17 protein-coding genes are annotated in these 19,468 nt (G+C 58.2%); 15 read left to right on the top strand and 2 right to left on the bottom strand.

The annotated features are described in order from the left end of the window. Positions 1–224: 224 nt before the first annotated feature. Positions 225–1,445 carry a CaiB/BaiF CoA transferase family protein gene (locus AB7M23_RS06850; protein ID WP_454240473.1) on the bottom strand — a complete coding sequence of 407 codons (1,221 nt, stop codon included), beginning with the start codon at positions 1,443–1,445 and terminating at the stop codon, positions 225–227. A gap of 15 nt (positions 1,446–1,460) precedes the next feature. Further along, entirely contained in the window at positions 1,461–2,642 is a 1,182-nt protein-coding gene (locus AB7M23_RS06845) for an acyl-CoA dehydrogenase (RefSeq protein ID WP_065761868.1), read from the bottom strand. A 158-nt stretch (positions 2,643–2,800) separates the two neighbouring features. Here AB7M23_RS06845 and AB7M23_RS06840 point away from each other — a divergent pair, with 158 nt between their 5' ends. From AB7M23_RS06840 to AB7M23_RS06770, 15 genes are all read left to right on the top strand, one after another. Then, the gene (locus tag AB7M23_RS06840) at positions 2,801–3,718 is read left to right on the top strand and encodes a LysR family transcriptional regulator (protein ID WP_454240472.1); all 918 of its coding nucleotides are present in this window, start codon (positions 2,801–2,803) and stop codon (positions 3,716–3,718) included. Positions 3,719–4,134: 416 nt separating this feature from the next. After that, positions 4,135–5,256, top strand: a complete 1,122-nt coding sequence (locus AB7M23_RS06835) for a Re/Si-specific NAD(P)(+) transhydrogenase subunit alpha (protein WP_065761870.1) — start codon at positions 4,135–4,137, stop codon at positions 5,254–5,256. An 11-nt stretch (positions 5,257–5,267) separates the two neighbouring features. Beyond that, positions 5,268–5,585: an NAD(P) transhydrogenase subunit alpha gene (locus AB7M23_RS06830; RefSeq protein ID WP_042127705.1), complete on the top strand. Its 318-nt coding sequence runs from the start codon at positions 5,268–5,270 to the stop codon at positions 5,583–5,585. Positions 5,586–5,587: 2 nt separating this feature from the next. Then, a complete protein-coding gene (locus tag AB7M23_RS06825; protein WP_099773252.1) occupies positions 5,588–7,024 on the top strand; it encodes an NAD(P)(+) transhydrogenase (Re/Si-specific) subunit beta in 1,437 nt (478 codons plus the stop codon). 180 nt (positions 7,025–7,204) lie between these two features. Beyond that, positions 7,205–8,698, top strand: a complete 1,494-nt coding sequence (locus AB7M23_RS06820; protein ID WP_454240471.1) for an acetyl-CoA hydrolase/transferase family protein — start codon at positions 7,205–7,207, stop codon at positions 8,696–8,698. Between the two features lie 321 nt (positions 8,699–9,019). Continuing rightward, positions 9,020–9,235 carry a DUF1127 domain-containing protein gene (locus AB7M23_RS06815; protein WP_065761291.1) on the top strand — a complete coding sequence of 72 codons (216 nt, stop codon included), beginning with the start codon at positions 9,020–9,022 and terminating at the stop codon, positions 9,233–9,235. 310 nt (positions 9,236–9,545) lie between these two features. Continuing rightward, positions 9,546–9,863, top strand: a complete 318-nt coding sequence (locus AB7M23_RS06810; RefSeq protein ID WP_099773251.1) for a DUF2388 domain-containing protein — start codon at positions 9,546–9,548, stop codon at positions 9,861–9,863. 121 nt (positions 9,864–9,984) lie between these two features. Then, a complete protein-coding gene (locus AB7M23_RS06805; protein WP_099773250.1) occupies positions 9,985–10,278 on the top strand; it encodes a DUF2388 domain-containing protein in 294 nt (97 codons plus the stop codon). Positions 10,279–10,305: 27 nt separating this feature from the next. Next, positions 10,306–10,626, top strand: coding sequence for a DUF2388 domain-containing protein (locus AB7M23_RS06800; protein ID WP_065761294.1), 321 nt, complete (start codon positions 10,306–10,308; stop codon positions 10,624–10,626). Further along, a complete protein-coding gene (locus tag AB7M23_RS06795) occupies positions 10,623–12,581 on the top strand; it encodes a DUF7844 domain-containing protein (RefSeq protein WP_454240470.1) in 1,959 nt (652 codons plus the stop codon). The genes AB7M23_RS06800 and AB7M23_RS06795 overlap by 4 nt, the downstream gene beginning before the upstream one ends. A 322-nt stretch (positions 12,582–12,903) precedes the next feature. Beyond that, positions 12,904–14,211: a CitMHS family transporter gene (locus AB7M23_RS06790; RefSeq protein WP_454240469.1), complete on the top strand. Its 1,308-nt coding sequence runs from the start codon at positions 12,904–12,906 to the stop codon at positions 14,209–14,211. Between the two features lie 72 nt (positions 14,212–14,283). Further along, complete coding sequence (locus AB7M23_RS06785; protein ID WP_065761297.1) at positions 14,284–15,054, top strand: TerC family protein; 771 nt, start codon at positions 14,284–14,286, stop codon at positions 15,052–15,054. Positions 15,055–15,274: 220 nt separating this feature from the next. Beyond that, positions 15,275–16,933: a Na/Pi cotransporter family protein gene (locus AB7M23_RS06780; protein WP_102052973.1), complete on the top strand. Its 1,659-nt coding sequence runs from the start codon at positions 15,275–15,277 to the stop codon at positions 16,931–16,933. Between the two features lie 32 nt (positions 16,934–16,965). Continuing rightward, on the top strand, positions 16,966–18,345 hold the full coding sequence (locus tag AB7M23_RS06775; protein WP_102052974.1) for a M16 family metallopeptidase: 1,380 nt from the start codon (positions 16,966–16,968) through the stop codon (positions 18,343–18,345). Positions 18,346–18,443: 98 nt separating this feature from the next. Continuing rightward, positions 18,444–19,466 carry a DUF5924 family protein gene (locus AB7M23_RS06770; protein ID WP_102052975.1) on the top strand — a complete coding sequence of 341 codons (1,023 nt, stop codon included), beginning with the start codon at positions 18,444–18,446 and terminating at the stop codon, positions 19,464–19,466. Positions 19,467–19,468 lie beyond the last annotated feature (2 nt).

Here is a 19,468-nt window from a genome sequence, read left to right as displayed (position 1 = left end):
CAACTCGCTGTCAACCACCTTTTTTCACCGCTGCCGATCTATTCGACCGAAGCACTTCCGACACCATCGCTAAACGTCTAACTCATTGATTATCAAGGAGTTTTCCGTTTCGACTGCGCCGGAAGAGGTGCGCATTATAGAGAGATGAAACGGGACGTCAAGGGTTAATTCCAACCTTTCTCAAAACAACCCAAAACGCCCCTCTATATAGAAGGGCGCAAACACTACAGCACGCCAGCAGTGCGCAAGCGCTGGATCTCATCCGCTGTCAACGCCAATACCTCAGAGAGAATCTGATCAGTATGCTCACCCAGCAATGGCGGCGCATTGCGATACTCGACTGGCGTCTCCGACAGCCGAATAGGGCTCGCCACTTGCGGCACACGCCCAGCCAAGGGGTGGGCCAATTCAATGGCAAGGCCACGGGCCTTCACCTGAGGGTCCTCGAACATCTTTGCCAGGTCATTGATTGGCCCACAAGGAACGCTGGCCTGCTCAAGCAAGCTGATCCATTCGGCTGTGGTCTTGAATACCGTTACCTGACGAATCAAAGGAATCAACTCGGCGCGATTCGCCACTCTTTGCTTGTTAGTCGCAAATCGAGGGTCATCCGCCCACTGAGGCTGCCCAGCCACTTCAGCGAACTTGCGAAACTGACCATCATTACCAACCGTAAGGATGAAGTCGCCATCCGCCGTGGGGAAGTCCTGATAAGGCACGATATTCGGATGCGCATTACCCAGCCGACGGGGCGCCACCCCAGTAGTCAGGTAATTCATTGCCTGATTGGCCAGGCAGGCGACCTGTACGTCGAGCAACGCCATATCAATGCGCTGCCCACCGCCACCGTGCTCACGGTGGGCGAGGGCGGCCAGTATCGCAACAGTCGAGTAAAGCCCGGTGAGGATGTCGGTGAGGGCGACCCCAACCTTCATCGGACCGGCCCCTGCGTCACCTTCAGGGCGGCCGGTCAGGCTCATGAGCCCACCCAACCCCTGAATCATGAAGTCATAGCCCGCACGCTTGGCGTAAGGGCCGGTTTGACCGAAGCCAGTAATAGAACAATAGATAAGGTTAGGGTTGATCGCCTTCAGGCTTTCATAGTCGAGGCCATAGGCTGCCAGCCCGCCCACCTTGAAATTCTCGATGAGAATGTCCGATTTGGCTGCCAGTTCACGCACCAAGCGCTGACCTTCAGGCTGAGTGAAGTCGATGGTCAGCGAGCGCTTGTTGCGGTTGGCAGACAGGTAATAGGCCGCCTCACTGGTATTCTCACCCCGCGCATCCTTGAGGAAGGGCGGCCCCCAGGCGCGGGTGTCATCACCCACACCGGGGCGCTCCACCTTGATCACCTCGGCCCCCAGGTCCGCAAGGATTTGCCCTGACCACGGCCCAGCCAATACTCGCGACAGATCCAGCACCCGCAGATGAGATAGCGCGCCCATGGTCTGGCTCCCTGATTAGTAGAACGCCTGAATGCCGGTTTGCGCACGCCCCAGGATCAATGCATGCACGTCATGGGTCCCTTCATAGGTGTTGACCACTTCAAGGTTGACCAAATGTCGCGCAACACCGAACTCGTCGGAGATGCCATTGCCGCCCAGCATGTCGCGCGCCATACGGGCGATGTCCAAGGCCTTGCCGCAGGAGTTACGCTTCATGATCGAGGTAATCTCAACCGCGGCAGTACCTTCATCCTTCATCCGCCCCAGACGCAGGCAACCTTGCAAGGCGAGGGTGATCTCGGTCTGCATGTCGGCCAGTTTTTTCTGGATCAGTTGGTTTGCGGCCAGCGGACGACCGAACTGCTGACGGTCGAGGGTATATTGCCGCGCGGTGTGCCAGCAGGCTTCAGCGGCACCCAGTGCCCCCCAAGAGATCCCATAACGCGCAGAGTTCAAGCAGGTGAAGGGGCCCTTCAGGCCACGCACGTCGGGGAAGATGTTCTCTTCGGGAACGAACACATTGTCCATCACGATCTCGCCAGTGATCGACGCGCGCAGACCCACCTTGCCGTGAATGGCCGGCGCACTCAGGCCTTTCCAGCCTTTTTCCAGGACGAAGCCTCGGATATCACCGGCATCATCCTTGGCCCAAACCACAAACACATCAGCGATAGGGCTGTTGGTGATCCACATCTTGCTGCCAGTCAGGCTGTAGCCACCCTCGACCTTACGGGCGCGGGTGATCATCGAACCTGGGTCAGAGCCATAGTTGGGCTCAGTCAGGCCAAAACAACCAATCCATTCACCGCTGGCAAGCTTGGGCAGGTACTTCTGCTTCTGGGCTTCAGTACCAAACTCGTTGATCGGCACCATCACCAGTGACGACTGCACACTCATCATCGAACGATAGCCAGAGTCGATTCGCTCCACTTCACGGGCGATCAGGCCGTAGCACACGTAGTTGAGGCCACTACCACCGTACTGCTCAGGAATGGTCGCACCGAGCAGGCCGATTTCTCCCATCTCACGGAAGATCGCAGGATCCGTCTGTTCGTGACGAAAGGCTTCCAGTACACGCGGTGCCAACTTGTCCTGAGCGAACTGGAAAGCACTGTCACGCACCATGCGCTCTTCTTCAGTGAGCTGCTGATCGAGCAACAGGGGGTCGATCCAGTTGAAGCTTGCTTTGCCAGCCATGAGCGAATCCTCAAGAAATGGGTTCAGGTTTTTGTCCTTTGATCCTAGGCCGGAAAGCCCAGAGGGACAAACGAGGATTGCGCATAAACTTGTGATAATTTTTCACTCCGTAATGGAAAAAAGCCCATTCCTGCGTTCTATTAGTGAGATCAACGTATATGAGGCGCAAGATACCCAGTACCACGGCCCTGGTTTGCTTTGAAGCAGCCGCACGCCACGAGAGCTTTACAAAGGCAGCCCAGGAGCTGTCCCTGACGCAGGGGGCCGTCTGTCGACAGATAGCGGGGCTGGAAGACTTCCTCAATGTCGAACTGTTTCGCCGTTCACGCCGCGGGGTAAAACTGACCGAAGCAGGGCTTTCCTATAGCCGTCGGGTAGCGACACAGTTGGATGCCGTAGAGCGCGACACGTTGTCGGTCATGGGCCAACAGGGGGCCAATGTCATTGAACTGGCCGTGGTGCCAACCTTTGGCACCCAGTGGTTGCTGCCTCGCCTGAAGGAGTTTCAGCACCGCCATCCAGAAGTCACCGTCAACTTGACCAACCGCACGCGGCCCTTTCTGTTCGCCGATACGCATTTCGACGCGGCGATCTATTTCGGCGATGCCGACTGGCCAGGTACACAGTTCCACCGCCTGATGGGCGAGAACCCGGTCCCGGTATGCAGCCCGGCACTGCTCGGCGCCCAGCAACAGCTCACGGCGAAGACCATCGCCAGCCTGCCTCTGCTGCAGCAAACCACCCGACCATATGCTTGGCGACAGTGGTTTGACAGCCTGAACATGAATGTTGCTCGCGACATGACGGGGCCACGCTATGAGCTATTCTCGATGCTTGCCCAGGCTGCGATACATGAAATGGGCATAGCACTGATCCCGCCATTTCTGATTCAGCGCGAGCTGGCAGAAGGGCGCCTGGTTATCGCCAACGCCCATGCACTGTCGAGCATCAAGGCCTATTACCTGATGATTCCCGAGCGCAAAGTGGAGTCCGCGTCACTGCGCGCCTTCCGCGACTGGCTGGTAGAACAAGCCCGCAACTACATCGCCAACCACAGCGAGAGTGTTCGAAATTAACTACGTAGTGCAATATTCTGAACACCTACAAATATACGTAAATGTCGCAATTAGTTAAAACCTGCCAACACCCTCATCAACACCCCCTAACCCTGCTGTTTACGTGGCTTTGACGCTATAAATAGGGTGCATTTTCTCTCGCACAGTGATTTCAACGGAAAATTTTCAAATTTTGCCGTAATCTCCCTGAAGCCCACGGCTGACGGGCTGAAGGCCGATTGTTGCGACATACGGTCACAGGGTGACTTGTAGTTTGTTTATCGTCACCCTTCAAAATCTGTTGAAGCGATTCAGGATCGCCAGCAAAATGCCCAGCCCCGCCTGGATTCACGCGGGATCGTGCTGATCGGCCGCCCCAGACGCACCATCCGTAGTGCACTGGTTTACTAACAAAAGATCACGCAGGAGAAATTGACGTGCACATTGGTGTTCCTCTCGAAACGCAGACGGGCGAGACACGCGTCGCTGCAACCCCGGAAACCATCAAAAAACTGATTGGCCAGGGTCACCAGGTCACCGTTCAAAGCGGCGCTGGGGTTAACGCCAGCGTACCGGACAGTGCCTACGAAGCAGCAGGCGCCACTATTGGCAGCGCTTCCGATGCGTTTGGCGCACAACTGATTCTGAAAGTTGTGGCGCCCAACGATAGTGAACTGGGTCAGATCAAGAGCGGTTCCGTGCTGTTGGGTATGCTCAATCCCTTCAACAACGATGTCATCGCCAAGATGGCCGAGTGCGGCATTACAGCCTTTGCCCTGGAGGCGGCCCCGCGCACTTCCCGTGCGCAAAGCCTGGATGTGTTGTCGTCACAGGCCAACATCGCCGGTTACAAGGCTGTCCTGCTGGCAGCGCACTATTACCCACGCTTCATGCCGATGCTGATGACCGCTGCCGGTACGGTAAAAGCCGCACGCGTGCTGATTCTCGGCGCAGGTGTGGCCGGGCTGCAGGCAATCGCCACAGCCAAACGCCTGGGTGCGGTGATTGAGGCTTCGGATGTACGGCCTGCAGTGAAAGAGCAGATCGAATCGCTCGGCGCCAAGTTCATTGATGTGCCGTATGAAACCGACGAGGAGCGCGAATGCGCCGAAGGCGTTGGCGGCTATGCCCGACCAATGCCGGCGAGCTGGATGCAACGCCAGGCCCTGGCCGTGCATGAGCGCGCCAAACAGGCCGATATCGTCATCACCACCGCACTGATCCCCGGCCGTAAGGCACCCACGCTGCTCAGCGCCGAAACCGTTGCGCAGATGAAGCCGGGGTCGGTGGTCATCGACCTGGCGGCGGCTCAAGGCGGCAACTGCCCGCTTACGGTTGCCGATCAAGTGGTTATTGAAAACGGTGTGACCATCGTCGGGCCAACCAACCTGCCGGCCATGGTCGGCGCCGATGCCTCGGCGCTCTATGCACGCAACCTGCTGGACTTCATGAAACTGCTGTTCGACAAGGACGGCCAGTTCACGATCAACCTCGAAGACGACATTGTCGCCGCGTGCCTGATGTGCCGCGACGGTCAGGTCATCCGCAAGAACGGATAAGGAGCACGACAATGGAAGACATGCTGATTTCCCATGGCGTCTACAACCTGATCATCTTCGTGCTGGCCATCTATGTCGGTTACCACGTGGTCTGGAACGTAACCCCGGCGCTGCATACCCCATTGATGGCGGTTACCAACGCCATTTCCGCCATCGTCATCGTTGGCGCAATGCTCGCCGCAGCCCTGACGGTAACCCCGCTGGGCAAGATCATGGGCACCCTCGCGGTCGCCCTGGCAGCGGTCAACGTGTTCGGCGGTTTCCTGGTCACCCGGCGCATGCTGGAGATGTTCAAGAAGAAAGCAGCGAAGGCAGAGGGGCAGAAGTAAACATGAGCATGAACCTGGTAACACTTCTCTACCTTGTCGCCTCGGTATGTTTCATCCAGGCCCTCAAAGGCCTGTCGCACCCGACCACGTCGCGCCGCGGCAATCTGTTCGGCATGCTCGGCATGGCGCTGGCAGTGGTCACCACCATTGGCCTCATCTACAAGTTGGGCGCGGAACTGGCGACTGCCGGTATTGGCTACGTGATCGTAGGCCTGCTGATTGGCGGTACTGCGGGTTCGATCATGGCCAAACGAGTAGAAATGACCAAGATGCCCGAGCTGGTCGCGTTCATGCACAGCATGATCGGCCTGGCTGCGGTATTCATTGCCATTGCGGCAGTGGTTGAACCGCAATCGCTGGGCATCGTCAGCAGCATCAGCGAGCCGATCCCTACCGGTAACCGCCTGGAGCTGTTCCTCGGTGCAGCCATCGGTGCAATTACGTTTTCCGGTTCGGTCATCGCCTTCGGCAAGCTCTCCGGCAAGTACAAGTTCCGCCTGTTTCAGGGCGCACCTGTGCAGTTCAGCGGTCAACACAAGCTGAACCTGATACTGGGCCTGACCACCATTGGCCTGGGCCTGGTCTTCACCTTCACCGGCAACTACAGCGCATTCGCCCTGATGTTGATCCTGGCGTTCGTGATGGGCGTGCTGATCATCATCCCGATCGGCGGTGCCGACATGCCGGTAGTGGTGTCGATGCTCAATAGCTACTCGGGCTGGGCGGCAGCGGGCATCGGCTTCTCGCTGAACAACTCGATGCTGATCATTGCAGGTTCGCTGGTAGGGTCTTCGGGTGCCATCCTCTCGTACATCATGTGCAAAGCGATGAACCGCTCGTTCTTCAACGTAATCCTCGGCGGCTTCGGTGGGGCAACGGACGCTGCTGGTCCGGCTGGAGCGAAGGAGGCTCGCCCTGTGAAGTCCGGTTCGGCAGACGACGCCACTTTCCTGCTGAGCAACGCCGACACGGTCATCATTGTGCCTGGCTACGGCCTGGCTGTTGCGCGTGCCCAGCATGCCCTCAAGGAACTGACCGAAAAGCTGACCCACAATGGCGTTACCGTTAAGTACGCGATCCACCCGGTAGCCGGTCGGATGCCTGGACACATGAACGTACTGCTGGCCGAAGCCGAAGTGCCTTACGACCAGGTCTTTGAGATGGAGGATATCAACTCCGAATTCGGCCAGGCCGACGTGGTGCTGGTGCTGGGTGCCAACGACGTGGTCAACCCGGCGGCGAAGAACGATCCAAAGTCACCCATTGCTGGCATGCCGATCCTCGAAGCCTTCAAGGCCAAGACCATCATCGTCAACAAGCGCTCCATGGCCAGTGGTTATGCAGGCCTGGACAATGAACTGTTCTACCTCGACAAGACCATGATGGTCTTCGGCGACGCCAAGAAAGTCATTGAAGACATGGTCAAAGCCGTCGACTGACCCAGAGGCAAAACCACAGAAGCCCCAGCGCGGTTCGGCTGGGGCTTTTTGCTGCCCGATATCACCGACAAAAGGCCCTGTTTATAGCCCGGGCATTCGACCTTGGTCGTGGGACGAACCCTTTCTAAATCACTAGACTGGAGGCCTAGCTTTAGTAGCCCGAGATCGAGATAACAATCCATGTACCGTGATCGAATTCGCTTATCCTCCCTGCACAGCAAAGTAATGAGTGCGGCTGATGCCGCTGGCCTGATTCAGGACGGCATGACCGTCGGCATGAGCGGTTTCACCCGTGCCGGTGAAGCCAAAGCCGTTCCTCAAGCGCTGGCCGAACGCGCCAAGAATTCGCCGCTGAAGATCAGCCTGATGACCGGCGCCAGCCTGGGCAATGATCTCGACAAGCAGCTCACCGAAGCTGGCGTACTCGCTCGACGCATGCCGTTCCAGGTTGATAACACACTGCGCAAGGCCATCAACGAAGGCCAGGTGATGTTCATCGACCAACACCTGTCGGAAACGGTTGAGCAACTGCGTAACCAGCAGCTCAAGCTGCCAGACATCGCGGTTATCGAAGCCGTGGCGATCACCGAACAAGGTCATATCGTTCCGACCACGTCCGTGGGTAACTCGGCCAGCTTCGCGATTTTCGCCAAACATGTGATCGTCGAGATCAACCTGGCGCACAATCCGAACCTGGAAGGTCTGCACGACATCTACATCCCGACCTATCGTCCAACCCGTACACCGATCCCGCTGGTGAAGGTTGACGACCGTATCGGTAGCACCGCGATCCCGATCGACCCGGCAAAAATTGTCGCCATCGTGATCACTGACAAGCCAGACTCACCGTCCACGGTACTGCCGCCGGACAGCGAAACTCAGGGCATCGCCAACCACCTGATCAACTTCCTCAAACAGGAAGTTGATGCCGGGCGCATGACCAACAAGCTTGGCCCGCTGCAGGCTGGTATCGGCAGCATCGCCAACGCAGTAATGTGCGGTCTGATCGACTCGCCGTTCGAAGACCTGACCATGTACTCCGAAGTACTGCAGGACTCGACGTTCGACCTGATCGACGCAGGCAAGTTGAACTTCGCGTCGGGCAGCTCGATCACCCTGTCGAGCCGCCGCAATGCCGACGTGTTTGGCCACCTGGAGAAGTACAAGGACAAGCTGGTACTGCGTCCACAGGAAATCTCCAACCACCCTGAAGTGGTTCGCCGCCTGGGCATCATCGGTATCAACACTGCACTGGAGTTCGACCTGTACGGCAACGTCAACTCGACTCACGTCTGTGGCACCCGCATGATGAACGGTATCGGTGGCTCCGGCGACTTCGCACGTAACGCCCACCTGGCGATCTTCGTGACCAAGTCCATTGCCAAAGGCGGCGCGATTTCCAGCGTTGTTCCAATGGTCAGCCACGTCGACCACACCGAGCATGACGTCGACATTCTGGTCACAGAGCAGGGTCTGGCCGACCTGCGCGGCCTCGCTCCACGTGAGCGCGCCCGCGTGATCATCGACAACTGTGTGCATCCGGACTACCGCGAAGCGCTGAATGACTACTTCAGCCGCGCCTGCGAGCGCGGTGGTCATACCCCGCACATCCTGCGTGAAGCCCTGTCTTGGCACGAAAACCTGGAAGAAACCGGTCGCATGCTCGTCGGTTAATCCCTAGCGCAGCTGTTCAGTTGGTGCGGCGCAATGCACGCCAGCTGAACAGCTACAGCGCATTAATCAATCAAACTGTTCTACTGTACCGGTTATTTTCCGGGAATTTCCTCGCTTTTACCCCCTTTCCCAAAATCAATCGCACCATACCAGTGCAGACCGGTACAGTTGCGTCCATTTCGAGTGCAACAGTCCTCTAAAACAGTTAACTGGACCATCACAATCCATATGAACTGTATCTAGAGGAATCGACCGAAGAGGAGGATCATTGGCATCAGTTAAATCACTACCTAATGCCGCCATAAGCGGAAGGATGACATCATGGAACGTACCCTCAGTTCCGATCTGGTTTTTGAAAACAGCGCCGAAAAATCCAACGCTTCCTTGCCGCTGCGTTTGCTGTCGAACCTGTTGCTGTGGCAACGCCGTATCTCCAGCCGCCACCAGTTGGCTCGCCTGGATTCGCGCCTTCTGGCCGATGCTGGCATCAGCGAAGCACAACGCTACGAAGAGCTGAGCAAGCCTTTCTGGCGCTAATGCAGGGCTCGCCGGCCACGCCGGCACCTCGAATTAATCAAAACCCGTCGCAGGAAACTGCTGACGGGTTTTTTCGTTCTGAGGCCCGGGCTAGAGCGCCTGCAGCACAGACATGAACAGTTTTAAAAATATTAAAATCGACAGGTACAGTTTCATCTAGGCGTTCACGATGCAGATACCGCGCAACGAAATGGCACGGTAACGGTCCTATTGTTAAGAACGCTGGCTCCCCACGTACGCCTCGCAGGTTGCGTCGCCGTGATACGCTTAAACAGCTACCCCACACTGCTCTCTAAAGGAGATAGACCTCATGTTCCGTTCACGCATGCTTGGCACCGCGCTGATGCTGGCCCTGGCTTCGACAGCCAATGCAACCAGTTTCGTCGTCACCACCGATACCGTGGTTCGGGGCTTAGGGGCCTCCACCGACGCCACCTCCGATGTCACCTCATCCTTCCGTGACGATAAAATCGTTCGTGCTGCCCGTGACGACGCTGCCAGCTTCGTTGCCAGCCAAGGCGAAATCCGCGGTGTAAAACTGGAAAGCGCACTGGCGCATATCCGCCAACAAACACCGGCACTTCAAGCCAGCGACGCAGAGTTGGCACAAGCCATTCTGGCCATTTGACCGTGATTGGAGTCCGGCACAGTTATGCAACAACATGCAAAACAGCCGGACTCTTCAGGCTGGTTCAGACCGACGCATTGGGATAGCCTTTGCCGCCTGATTCACCAGCCCCTAGAGAACCATGCGTTATCCATTACTGCTGTTGCTTGCGTTGTGCTGGGCCGGCACCGTCCAAGCCCTTGACCTGACCACCCAGAGTCTCGTCGCCAGCGGCTATGCCACCAGCAAGGTCACCTCGGCACCCTTCGACCGTAAATTGATACTGGCAGCCAAGGACGATGCGGCAGCATTCGTCGCCAGCGCCGGCATGTTGCGCGGTGCTCACCTGCAGGCTGCGCTGGACCGACTGCGTGAAACTCACCCCAAACTTCATGCCAGCGACCTTGAACTGGCGCAGGCAATTCTCGTCCAATGACCACACCTGTATTACCGGAGATGTTCCATGCGTAACCCGCTGATTGCCGCCACCCTCGGCCTAATGCTGATGGCCGACCTGGCCCAGGCACACACCCTGGTGGCCACCAGCAACATTATCGTTCGTGCATTTGGCCGCTCGATCGACTTCACCTCCGACACGACAACGTCTATCCGCGACGCCAAAGTAGTCCGCGAAGCCCATGACGATGCCGCCAGCTACGTCGCCAGCAACGGTGAAATCCGCGGTGCACAGCTCGAAGCAGCGTTCGATACCCTACGCCAGCGTGTTCCTGAGGCACGTGACGCCAGCGACCAAGCCCTGGCCGAAGCTATCCTGGCCCTGTGAACCCCATGCGTGCCTGGCTGCTGGGCTGCGCACTGACGCTGCTCGCTCCCCCCGTGTTAGCGGATCTGCAACTGGTCCTCGAACACGATGGCCTTGATCCGCAACAACAAAGGGCCAGCCAGGCATTGTTGGATGAGGCGCTGCAAGCGCTTCCACCACAGTTCAAATCCCGGCTGGATCGACGTATCGACGTCAGCTGGAGCACAAGGATGCCAGACGAGGCTTATGGGCAGGCCTCGCTGGTGTCCAGCCTCGAACTCAATCGTCGCTTGCTGCCAAGCCTTGTGGACGGCACCGCTGCGACTACGAAGACGGATCGACCACACGGCACGGTACGTCAGGAGCTGCTGGCGACCGTACTGCATGAACTGACCCATCTGTATGATCGTGCCCGCCTATGGCCCACAGCCGAGCGCAAAGAGATCCAGGCCTGTACCCGGTATGCGTCCAGCAAAGGCGAGGTTGGCCTTCCAGACGGCTGCCGCGGACAAACCAAACGCCGCTTTACCCTCAGCGATGACCCTCGTCTGCTGGACCTGGCCGGCTGGCCGCAGTACGTCGGCCGACGCGGAGAGCGCGAACAACACAATCGGCAAATCGCCCGCAGCCCAGATAGCTACGAGCTGAGCAGCCCGAAAGAATTCATTGCGGTCAACATGGAGTACTTTCTCCTTGACCCAAGCTATGCCTGTAGACGGCCCGCACTGCACGCCTACCTGCAAGCGCACTTTGACTGGGCCCCGGCACACCCGACCTGCCAACAGACATTACCGTTCCTGAATGCCGGAAACGATTTTGCCCGCCAACCGCTGGGCCAGATCGACCCGGAGCGGGTCTATGCGGTCGATTACCTGCTGGCCGAGGCCAACCAGAACTGGGTCAGCCGCTGGGGGCACAGCATGCTGCGCCTGGTAATCTGCGCCCCTGGCAGGCCACGTGGCCCTGACTGCCGGCTGGACCTCGACCAGCATCTGGTGCTGTCTTACCGGGCCTTCGTCAATGATGTGCAACTCTCCAGTTGGGGCGGCCTGACGGGTGCCTACCCCTCACGCTTGTTCATCCTGCCCTTGGGCCAGGTGATCGATGAGTACACCAAGACCGAACTGCGCAGCCTGGCTTCAGTACCGCTCAAGCTGGATAGACCCGAGCTGGAGAGCCTGGTGCGCCAGGCCGCGGAAATGCACTGGAGCTACGACGGCAACTACTATTTCCTTTCCAACAACTGTGCAGTCGAAACACTCAAACTGCTGCGCAGCGGCACGGGCAAGCAACAGCTGGCGGGACTGGACAGCATCATGCCCAATGGCTTGCTGGAAGTGCTCAACGGACGTGGCCTGGCGGATGTCAGCGTCCTCGACGATCCGCGTGAAGCCCTGCGCCTGGGCTACCGTTTCGACTCCTATCGAGACCGATATGAAGCCATGTTTCAGGTATTGAAGAAGCACCTGCCCGTTGCCCAGGACAGCGTTGAGACCTGGCTCGAACAACCCGCGCAACAGCGCCAGCAATGGTTCGACCGAGCGGACCTGCGCACCAGTGCCGCCCTGTTGCTGTTGGAGCAGGCGAGCCTGCGGCGCCAACTGCTGCTGGCTCAGGATGAGGTCAAGCAGCGCTATCTCAGCGGTCGCGCATTAAATGATGCGAGTGTGGCCAAAGCGAACGGCACGTTGCAGCAGATACTTGCCAACAGTGGCTTTCTCAGTCGCCCGGCCGAGTTGATCGACAGCAAGGGTTATGGCGTGCCACAGGCAGCCGAACGCCAACAACTGGAACAGACCAGCGGCCAGCGCCAGCAACAGCTGCAACACCTTACCGCAGCCCTCGATAAAGAGGTCAGGGCGTTGCTCGAGCCATCACGCGCCGCCGAGATTGCAGCGGTTGAAGCCAACATCGATCAGATTGGCAAACACCTGCGCGAGCTACACAAGGCTGCCGGCGGCTTACAGCTTCCCTGAGGGCGGCGCAGAGCCCCAGCGTGGCAGGCACCTTCATGGTCCATGGGTCATTCAACCCACGCCGTTGGTCGTCTTTCAGCCCGCGAAAGCTGGCTGAAAGCTTTCGCTTTTAGCATCAGCCCACCACCGGCATGAGACCGGTCAGCCGGTGTACCTGAGATTCAGCGTACATCAGGCCAATTTAACAACAACAATGGTGATTCTGATGTCCTTCTACGCCCGCCTTGCGACTCCACGCCCGCCGAAAGTCCGAACGCTGCTGACCGCACGCTGATTCGTACGACTCGATTTTCCCACGACGCGCCACGCCTGGAGTACTCCCATGCTGACCTTCCTCGGCTTTGCCATGGTCATCACCTTCATGTACCTGATCATGACCAAACGCCTGTCGGCGTTGATTGCATTGATTCTGGTTCCAATCCTGTTCGCACTGTTTGGAGGCTTTTCCAGCAAAATCGGCCCGATGATGCTGGAAGGCATCAGCAAACTGGCGCCAACCGGCGTCATGCTGATGTTCGCCATTCTCTACTTCGCCCTGATGATCGACTCTGGCCTGTTCGACCCGGCCGTACGCAAGATCCTCAAGCTGGTCAAAGGCGACCCGCTGAAAGTCTCCGTTGGCACCGCCGCGCTGGCCTTGGTTGTTTCGCTCGATGGTGACGGTGCCACCACTTACATGATCTGTGTTGCCGCAATGCTGCCGCTGTACAGCCGTCTGGGCATGAACCCACGAATCATGGCTGGCCTGATCATTCTGGCGGGCGGGGTCATGAACATGACGCCATGGGGTGGCCCAACGGCCCGTGCTGCCAGTGCATTGCACGTAGACCCTTCGGATATTTTCGTGCCCATGATCCCGGCCATGCTGTTCGGCGTCTTGGCGATCCTCGCCATCGCCTACCTGTATGGCAAGCGCGAACGGGCTCGCCTCGGTGAACTGCACTTGCCGGGGGACGAGATCGATCACAGCGAGATCAGTGTTTCGCAATTCCCCGCTGCACGTCGGCCCAAGCTGCTTTGGTTCAACGGGGCCCTGACCTTTGCCCTGATGGTCGCCCTGATCGCCGGCATACTGCCGTTGCCGGTGTTGTTCATGATCGCGTTCAGTATCGCCATGGTGGTCAATTACCCATGCCTGCAACAACAGAAAGAGCGTGTCGCCGCACATGCCGGCAGCGTGCTGGCCGTGGTCGGGCTGATTTTTGCGGCAGGTATTTTCACCGGTATTCTCTCTGGCACCGGTATGGTTGAAGCCATGTCAAAGAGCCTGCTGGCCGTGATCCCGGAGGCCATGGGCCCTTACCTGGCGGTGATCACAGCAGTCGTTAGCATGCCATTCACCTTTTTCATGTCCAACGACGCCTTCTACTATGGCGTACTGCCGGTACTGTCGGAGGCTGCCAGCCACTACGGTATCTCGCCGGTGGAGATGGCCCGCGCGTCGATCGTCGGGCAGCCCGTACACCTGCTAAGTCCACTGGTACCCTCAACGTACCTGCTAGTGGCACTGGCCGGCATTGAATTTGGCGACCACCAGCGCTTCACCTTGAAATGGGCAGTACTGGTTTGCCTGTGCATAATGTTGGCTGCGCTGCTGATGGGAATTTTCCCACTATTCAGCAACCTTTAAGACTACAGATCCAACCACTGCGATCACGCTCTTTGCCCGGGTGCATCGCATTCAACGATTGAAGGAATACACATGGAATGGCTGACCAACCCAGAGATCTGGGTTGCCTTTTTTACTCTGACGGCCCTTGAGATCGTTCTCGGCATCGACAACATCATCATGATCTCGATCCTGGTCAGCCGCATGCCCAAACACATGCAGCCACGTACCCGGATCTTCGGTCTGGCACTGGCCATGGTTACTCGGATCATGTTGCTGCTGTCGATCACCTGGGTCATGCGCCTGACCAATGACTTGTTCGAAGTATTCGGGCAAGGGATCTCTGGACGCGACCTGATTCTGTTCTTCGGTGGCCTGTTCCTGCTCTGGAAAAGCTCTCAGGAGATCTTCCACGGCCTGGAAGGCGAGGATGAAACACACGAAGAACCTGCTGGCAAAGGTGGCCAGTTCCTCTACACCATCATCCAGATCGCGATCATCGACATTGTCTTCTCTCTGGATTCGGTGATTACAGCCGTCGGCATGGTTTCCCATGTGCCGGTAATGATCGCGGCAATCATTGTCGCCGTGCTGGTGATGATGCTCTGCGCTGGCGCCATCAGCGAATTTATCGACAAGCACCCATCACTGAAGATGTTGGCGCTGTCGTTCCTGATCGTGGTGGGTACCGTGCTGATCGCCGAGTCGTTCGATGTGCATGTACCAAAAGGCTATGTCTACTTCGCCATGGCGTTCTCGCTGGCGGTAGAAGCCATCAACATCCGTATGCGTACGGCGATAGCAAAAAAGAAACAGCAACAGAACGATCCCGTGAAACTTCGCAAGGACATTCCGGGTCAGTAATCCTGGTGCGGTTATGAAAGGGCCCCACGCGGGCCCTTTTTCATGCTCCAGCCTGAGGGTTTAGTTTCAAGCCTGTGCAGGCTATGCGATGCTGGCGCCAGGGCTTCTAGCCGACTAACGCTTAAGTGAGTACTGGAAAAGAACCGCCTGCAACCAGGCCAGGCTCACGGCATCATCCACTTGCCTCCTTTGGGGCACATTCAACAGGGGGCCTTTTCACATGCTGACCCTGCTCAATTTGCTGTCGGCCGTGGCCTTGCTGATTTGGGGCACACACATCGTGCGTACCGGCATTCTGCGCGTGTACGGCTCCAACCTGCGCCGGGTGCTGAGCCAGAACATGGCCAGACGCCCGTTAGCTTTCATTGCCGGTATTCTGGTCACCGCCCTGGTGCAAAGCAGCAACGCCACGGCCATGCTGGTGACATCATTCGTTGGGCAAGGCCTGATGACACTGACCCCGGCACTGGCGATCATGCTGGGTGCCGACGTCGGCACAGCCCTGATGGCCCGCGTACTGACATTCGACCTGTCCTGGCTGTCACCCCTGCTGATCTTTCTTGGCGTGATTTTCTTCCTGTCGCGCAAACAGACCCGAGCCGGCCAGTTGGGACGCGTCGGCATTGGCCTTGGGCTGATCATCCTGGCCCTTCAACTGATTGTCGAAGCAGCGGCGCCGATCACTCATGCTCAGGGCGTAAAGGTGCTGTTTGCCTCGCTGACCGGCGATATCTTGCTCGACGCCCTGGTCGGTGCCCTGTTTGCCCTGGTGTCTTACTCCAGCCTGGCGGCCGTACTGTTGACGGCAACCCTGGCGGGTGCAGAACTGATCAGCCTGCCTGTCGCCATTGGCCTGGTGATTGGCGCCAACATCGGTAGTGGCCTGCTGGCCTTTCTCAGCACCAGTATGCAGAACGCTGCAGGTCGCCAGGTTGCCCTGGGCAGCCTGCTGTACAAGCTGATCGGGCTGCTTCTGATCATTCCAGCATTAGGCCCGCTGGTGAAATGGATGGACAGTCTGAATTTCAGTCCTCAGGAACTGGTGATCGGTTTCCACCTGCTCTACAACAGCGTGCGGTGCCTGTTGATGCTGCCGACTGTGAAGCCCATGGCAAGCGTGTGTAGCTGGCTGTTGCCACTTCGCGAGGAAACTAACGGCCATGCCCAGCCCCGTCACCTGGATCCCACCGCACTCGCCACCCCCAGCCTGGCACTGGCCAACGCGGTACGCGAAACCCTGCGCATGGGTGATCTGGTCGACAGCATGCTTGATGCCATGCTCGGCGTTCTGCGCGGTACCCAAACGGCAATGACCCAACAGATGCGCAGCCTGGGCGAAGATGTTGAGGGGCTCTACAACGCCATCAAACTGTACCTGGCGCAAATGCCCCGCGAAGACCTGGGCGAACAAGACAGTCGACGCTGGGCGGAAATCATCGAATTGGCAATCAACCTCAAGCTGGCCAGCGATCTGATCGAGCGCATGCTGCGCAAGGTGCAGCAACAAAAGACCGCGCAGCGCCGTGAATTTTCCGAGGTTGGCCTGGAAGAATTGACGGGGCTACACACTCAGTTGCTGGCCAACTTGCGCTTGGGCCTGTCGGTGTTTCTCAGCGCCGACCCGGAAAGTGCGCGCCAGTTGTTACGGGAAAAACGTCGATTCCGCGCCCAGGAGCGCCGCCTCGCACACGCCCATGTCAGCCGACTGCAACGTAAAGTGGTGCAAAGTATCGAAACCAGTTCGTTGCACCTGGAACTGATCGCCGACATGAAGCGCCTGAACTCGCTGTTCTGCAGTAGTGCCTATGTGGTATTGGGTGGCTCAGACACTGATGCCCTGTTGATCGATAGCGTACCTGACGACGCCCATTCGCCTTGAACGATCCAAGAACTCCCGCAAGGAAGCTCGCCATGCGTTGCCTGTTGTTTGTTTGCCTACTGTTGGGTTGCATGCCCAGTTTCGCCCTTGATCGCTCCCAGGTAGAAGGTTACCTGCTGCCCAATGGCCTGCAGGTCATACTCAAGCCGGGTTATGAACGCGACCATGTGTCGATCCGCCTGGTCGTGGGCGTCGGCTTCGACGATTTCCCATGCGACCGCCGGGAACTGCCGCACCTGCTGGAACACCTGTTGTTCAGCGGTATCGACGACAGCGGCGAGGGTGGTCTCGAGGAACGCATGCAAGCGCTTGGTGGCGAGTGGAATGCTTACACCAGCAGCGCCGACACGACCTTCGTAATCGAGGCGCCGGCCCGCAATCAACGCAAGGTCCTTGATCTGTTGCTGGCGATTCTCAGCCAGACTCAGCTCGACGAGAATGCACTTGAACTGTCGAAAAAAATCGTCGAACGCGAAGATGGCGGGCATTACTCGCACCTGCAACGCTGGCTCGACCGCCAGGACCTCGGCCACGGGCCCAGCGAACAATTGGCAGTTGAACTGGGGCTTACCTGCGCTGAGCGCTCCGCTATAGACGACCTGACACTGGAAGAGGTCGATGACGTGCGTGCGCACTGGTATGCGCCCAACAACATGACCCTGATCATGGTCGGTGGCCTCGACCGCCTGCTGCCGGCCTATCTGGAACGGACCTATGGCCAGCTCGACCCGGTCGACCCCAGCGAGCGACGGGGCCTGGAGACCGTTGTACACAAGGCCGAAGCAAAGCGCGTGCTGACCAGCGGGTGGCTAGGTAACAGCGCCAAACTGCACTGGATGTTCCTTGAGCCAGTACTTGAGGGTGACAGCGAGCAGACGTTCAACCTGCTACAACGCTACCTGGACTGGGCGCTGTACAGCGAACTACGCCTCAAACACAGCCTGTCCTATGGACCCTTCAGCCAGCGTGAAATGCTCGGCAATAGCAGTGTAATGAGCCTGAATGCCGACCTTGATCGCGAGAGCGTCGATGAAGCAGAGGTGCTGCTCCAAAAATTGATCGAGCGACTGCGTCAGAATGGGCTGGATCCTGCAACGTTTGAACGCATCAAACAGGCAGCCATCGACCGTGAAGCCTGGACCACTCAGGGTAATGCAGCCTTGGCCGACTACTACTGGAGTGCATTGAGCGCTTATGCCGATGGGCGCTTTGCAGACCCGGTAAGCAAGTTGCGCCAGGTCAGCCTGGAGGATACCAACCAGGCCATGCGCCAACTGTTTGCCGACCCTGGGTACCTGCGCATTGAAAAGCCGGCGTTGGGTTACGAAAGCATTTACCGCCTGTTGGCCGGGTTGCTCGGGCTGATCCTGCTGGCTGGGTTTGTCTGGCATAAACGCCGCCGCGGCCAATAGGCGCGACAAAGGCCCTCTCAAGGGGGATGACAACAAGCCATTACGGATAAACAGCGTTATCCTGTGCGGGTTTTTACCTGACTTCAGCGAATACCCGCATGCCTCACGTCATCCAGCGCCTGATCGAACTGTTCAAGCGCTACCCAGGGGTTATTGCCCTTGGCGGTTTCATTTCCGGTATTGCCAGTTTCATTCTGGTCGACCGCCAAGCAGGCCTGGCCAGCTGGATTGCCATTCTGATGCTGGTCAGCTGGGTCTGGCTGATGCTGGAGAACACCTTCACCCAGCTGTTCGCCAAGGTCTTCAAGCGCGAAATTCCGCAGCCACTGCTGCGCTATGCCACGCAGATGATCCACCAGGAAAGCCTGTTCTTCGTACTGCCGTTCTTTTTCATCACCACAACCTGGAACAGCGGCCAACTGGTATTCACCGGGCTACTGACCGCAGCCGGGCTGATTTCGATCATTGATCCGTTGTACTACAAGTGGCTGGCGCCACGGCGCTCACTGTTTCTTGCCCTGCACACCCTGACCTTGTTCGCTGCGCTGCTTACTGCGCTGCCGATCATCCTGCACCTCACCACAGCACAGAGCTTCAAGCTGGCACTAGGTGCGGCCATGCTGCTGTCGTTCCCCAGCCTGGCCAGCAGTTTTCCGATCAACCACTGGCGCCGCGCGGTCATGCTGGTAGCCGTGACCCTGGCCGTAGGTGGCAGCGGTTGGCTACTGCGCTCGTGGGTGCCGCCTGCCACGCTATGGCTGAACGATGTCGCGATAAGCACCGAGGTGCAAAACCGCACCCCCGGCGCCAGCCTCAAGCAAGTGAGTGCCAGTCAGATCCGCAGCAGCGGTCTGTATGCCTACACAGCGATCAATGCCCCACGGGGCTTGAATGAGCGGATCTACCATGTCTGGCAGTTCAACGGCAACGAGGTCGACCGCATCGCGCTGGACATTCATGGCGGGCGCAAGGAAGGCTACCGCGCCTGGACCCACAAGCAGAACTTCCCGAGCAACCCCATCGGGCGCTGGCAGGTGAGGGTGTTGACCGAAGATGGTCAGGTCATCGGCGTGCTGCGCTTCCGGGTAGTTGACGACGGTCAAGCAAGCACCGCTCAGTAGCG

Source organism: Pseudomonas sp. HLS-6 TE3448 (assembly GCF_053629555.1).
Note: the sequence above shows the minus strand (reverse complement) of the source record. Positions and strands in the feature narration are given on the sequence as shown.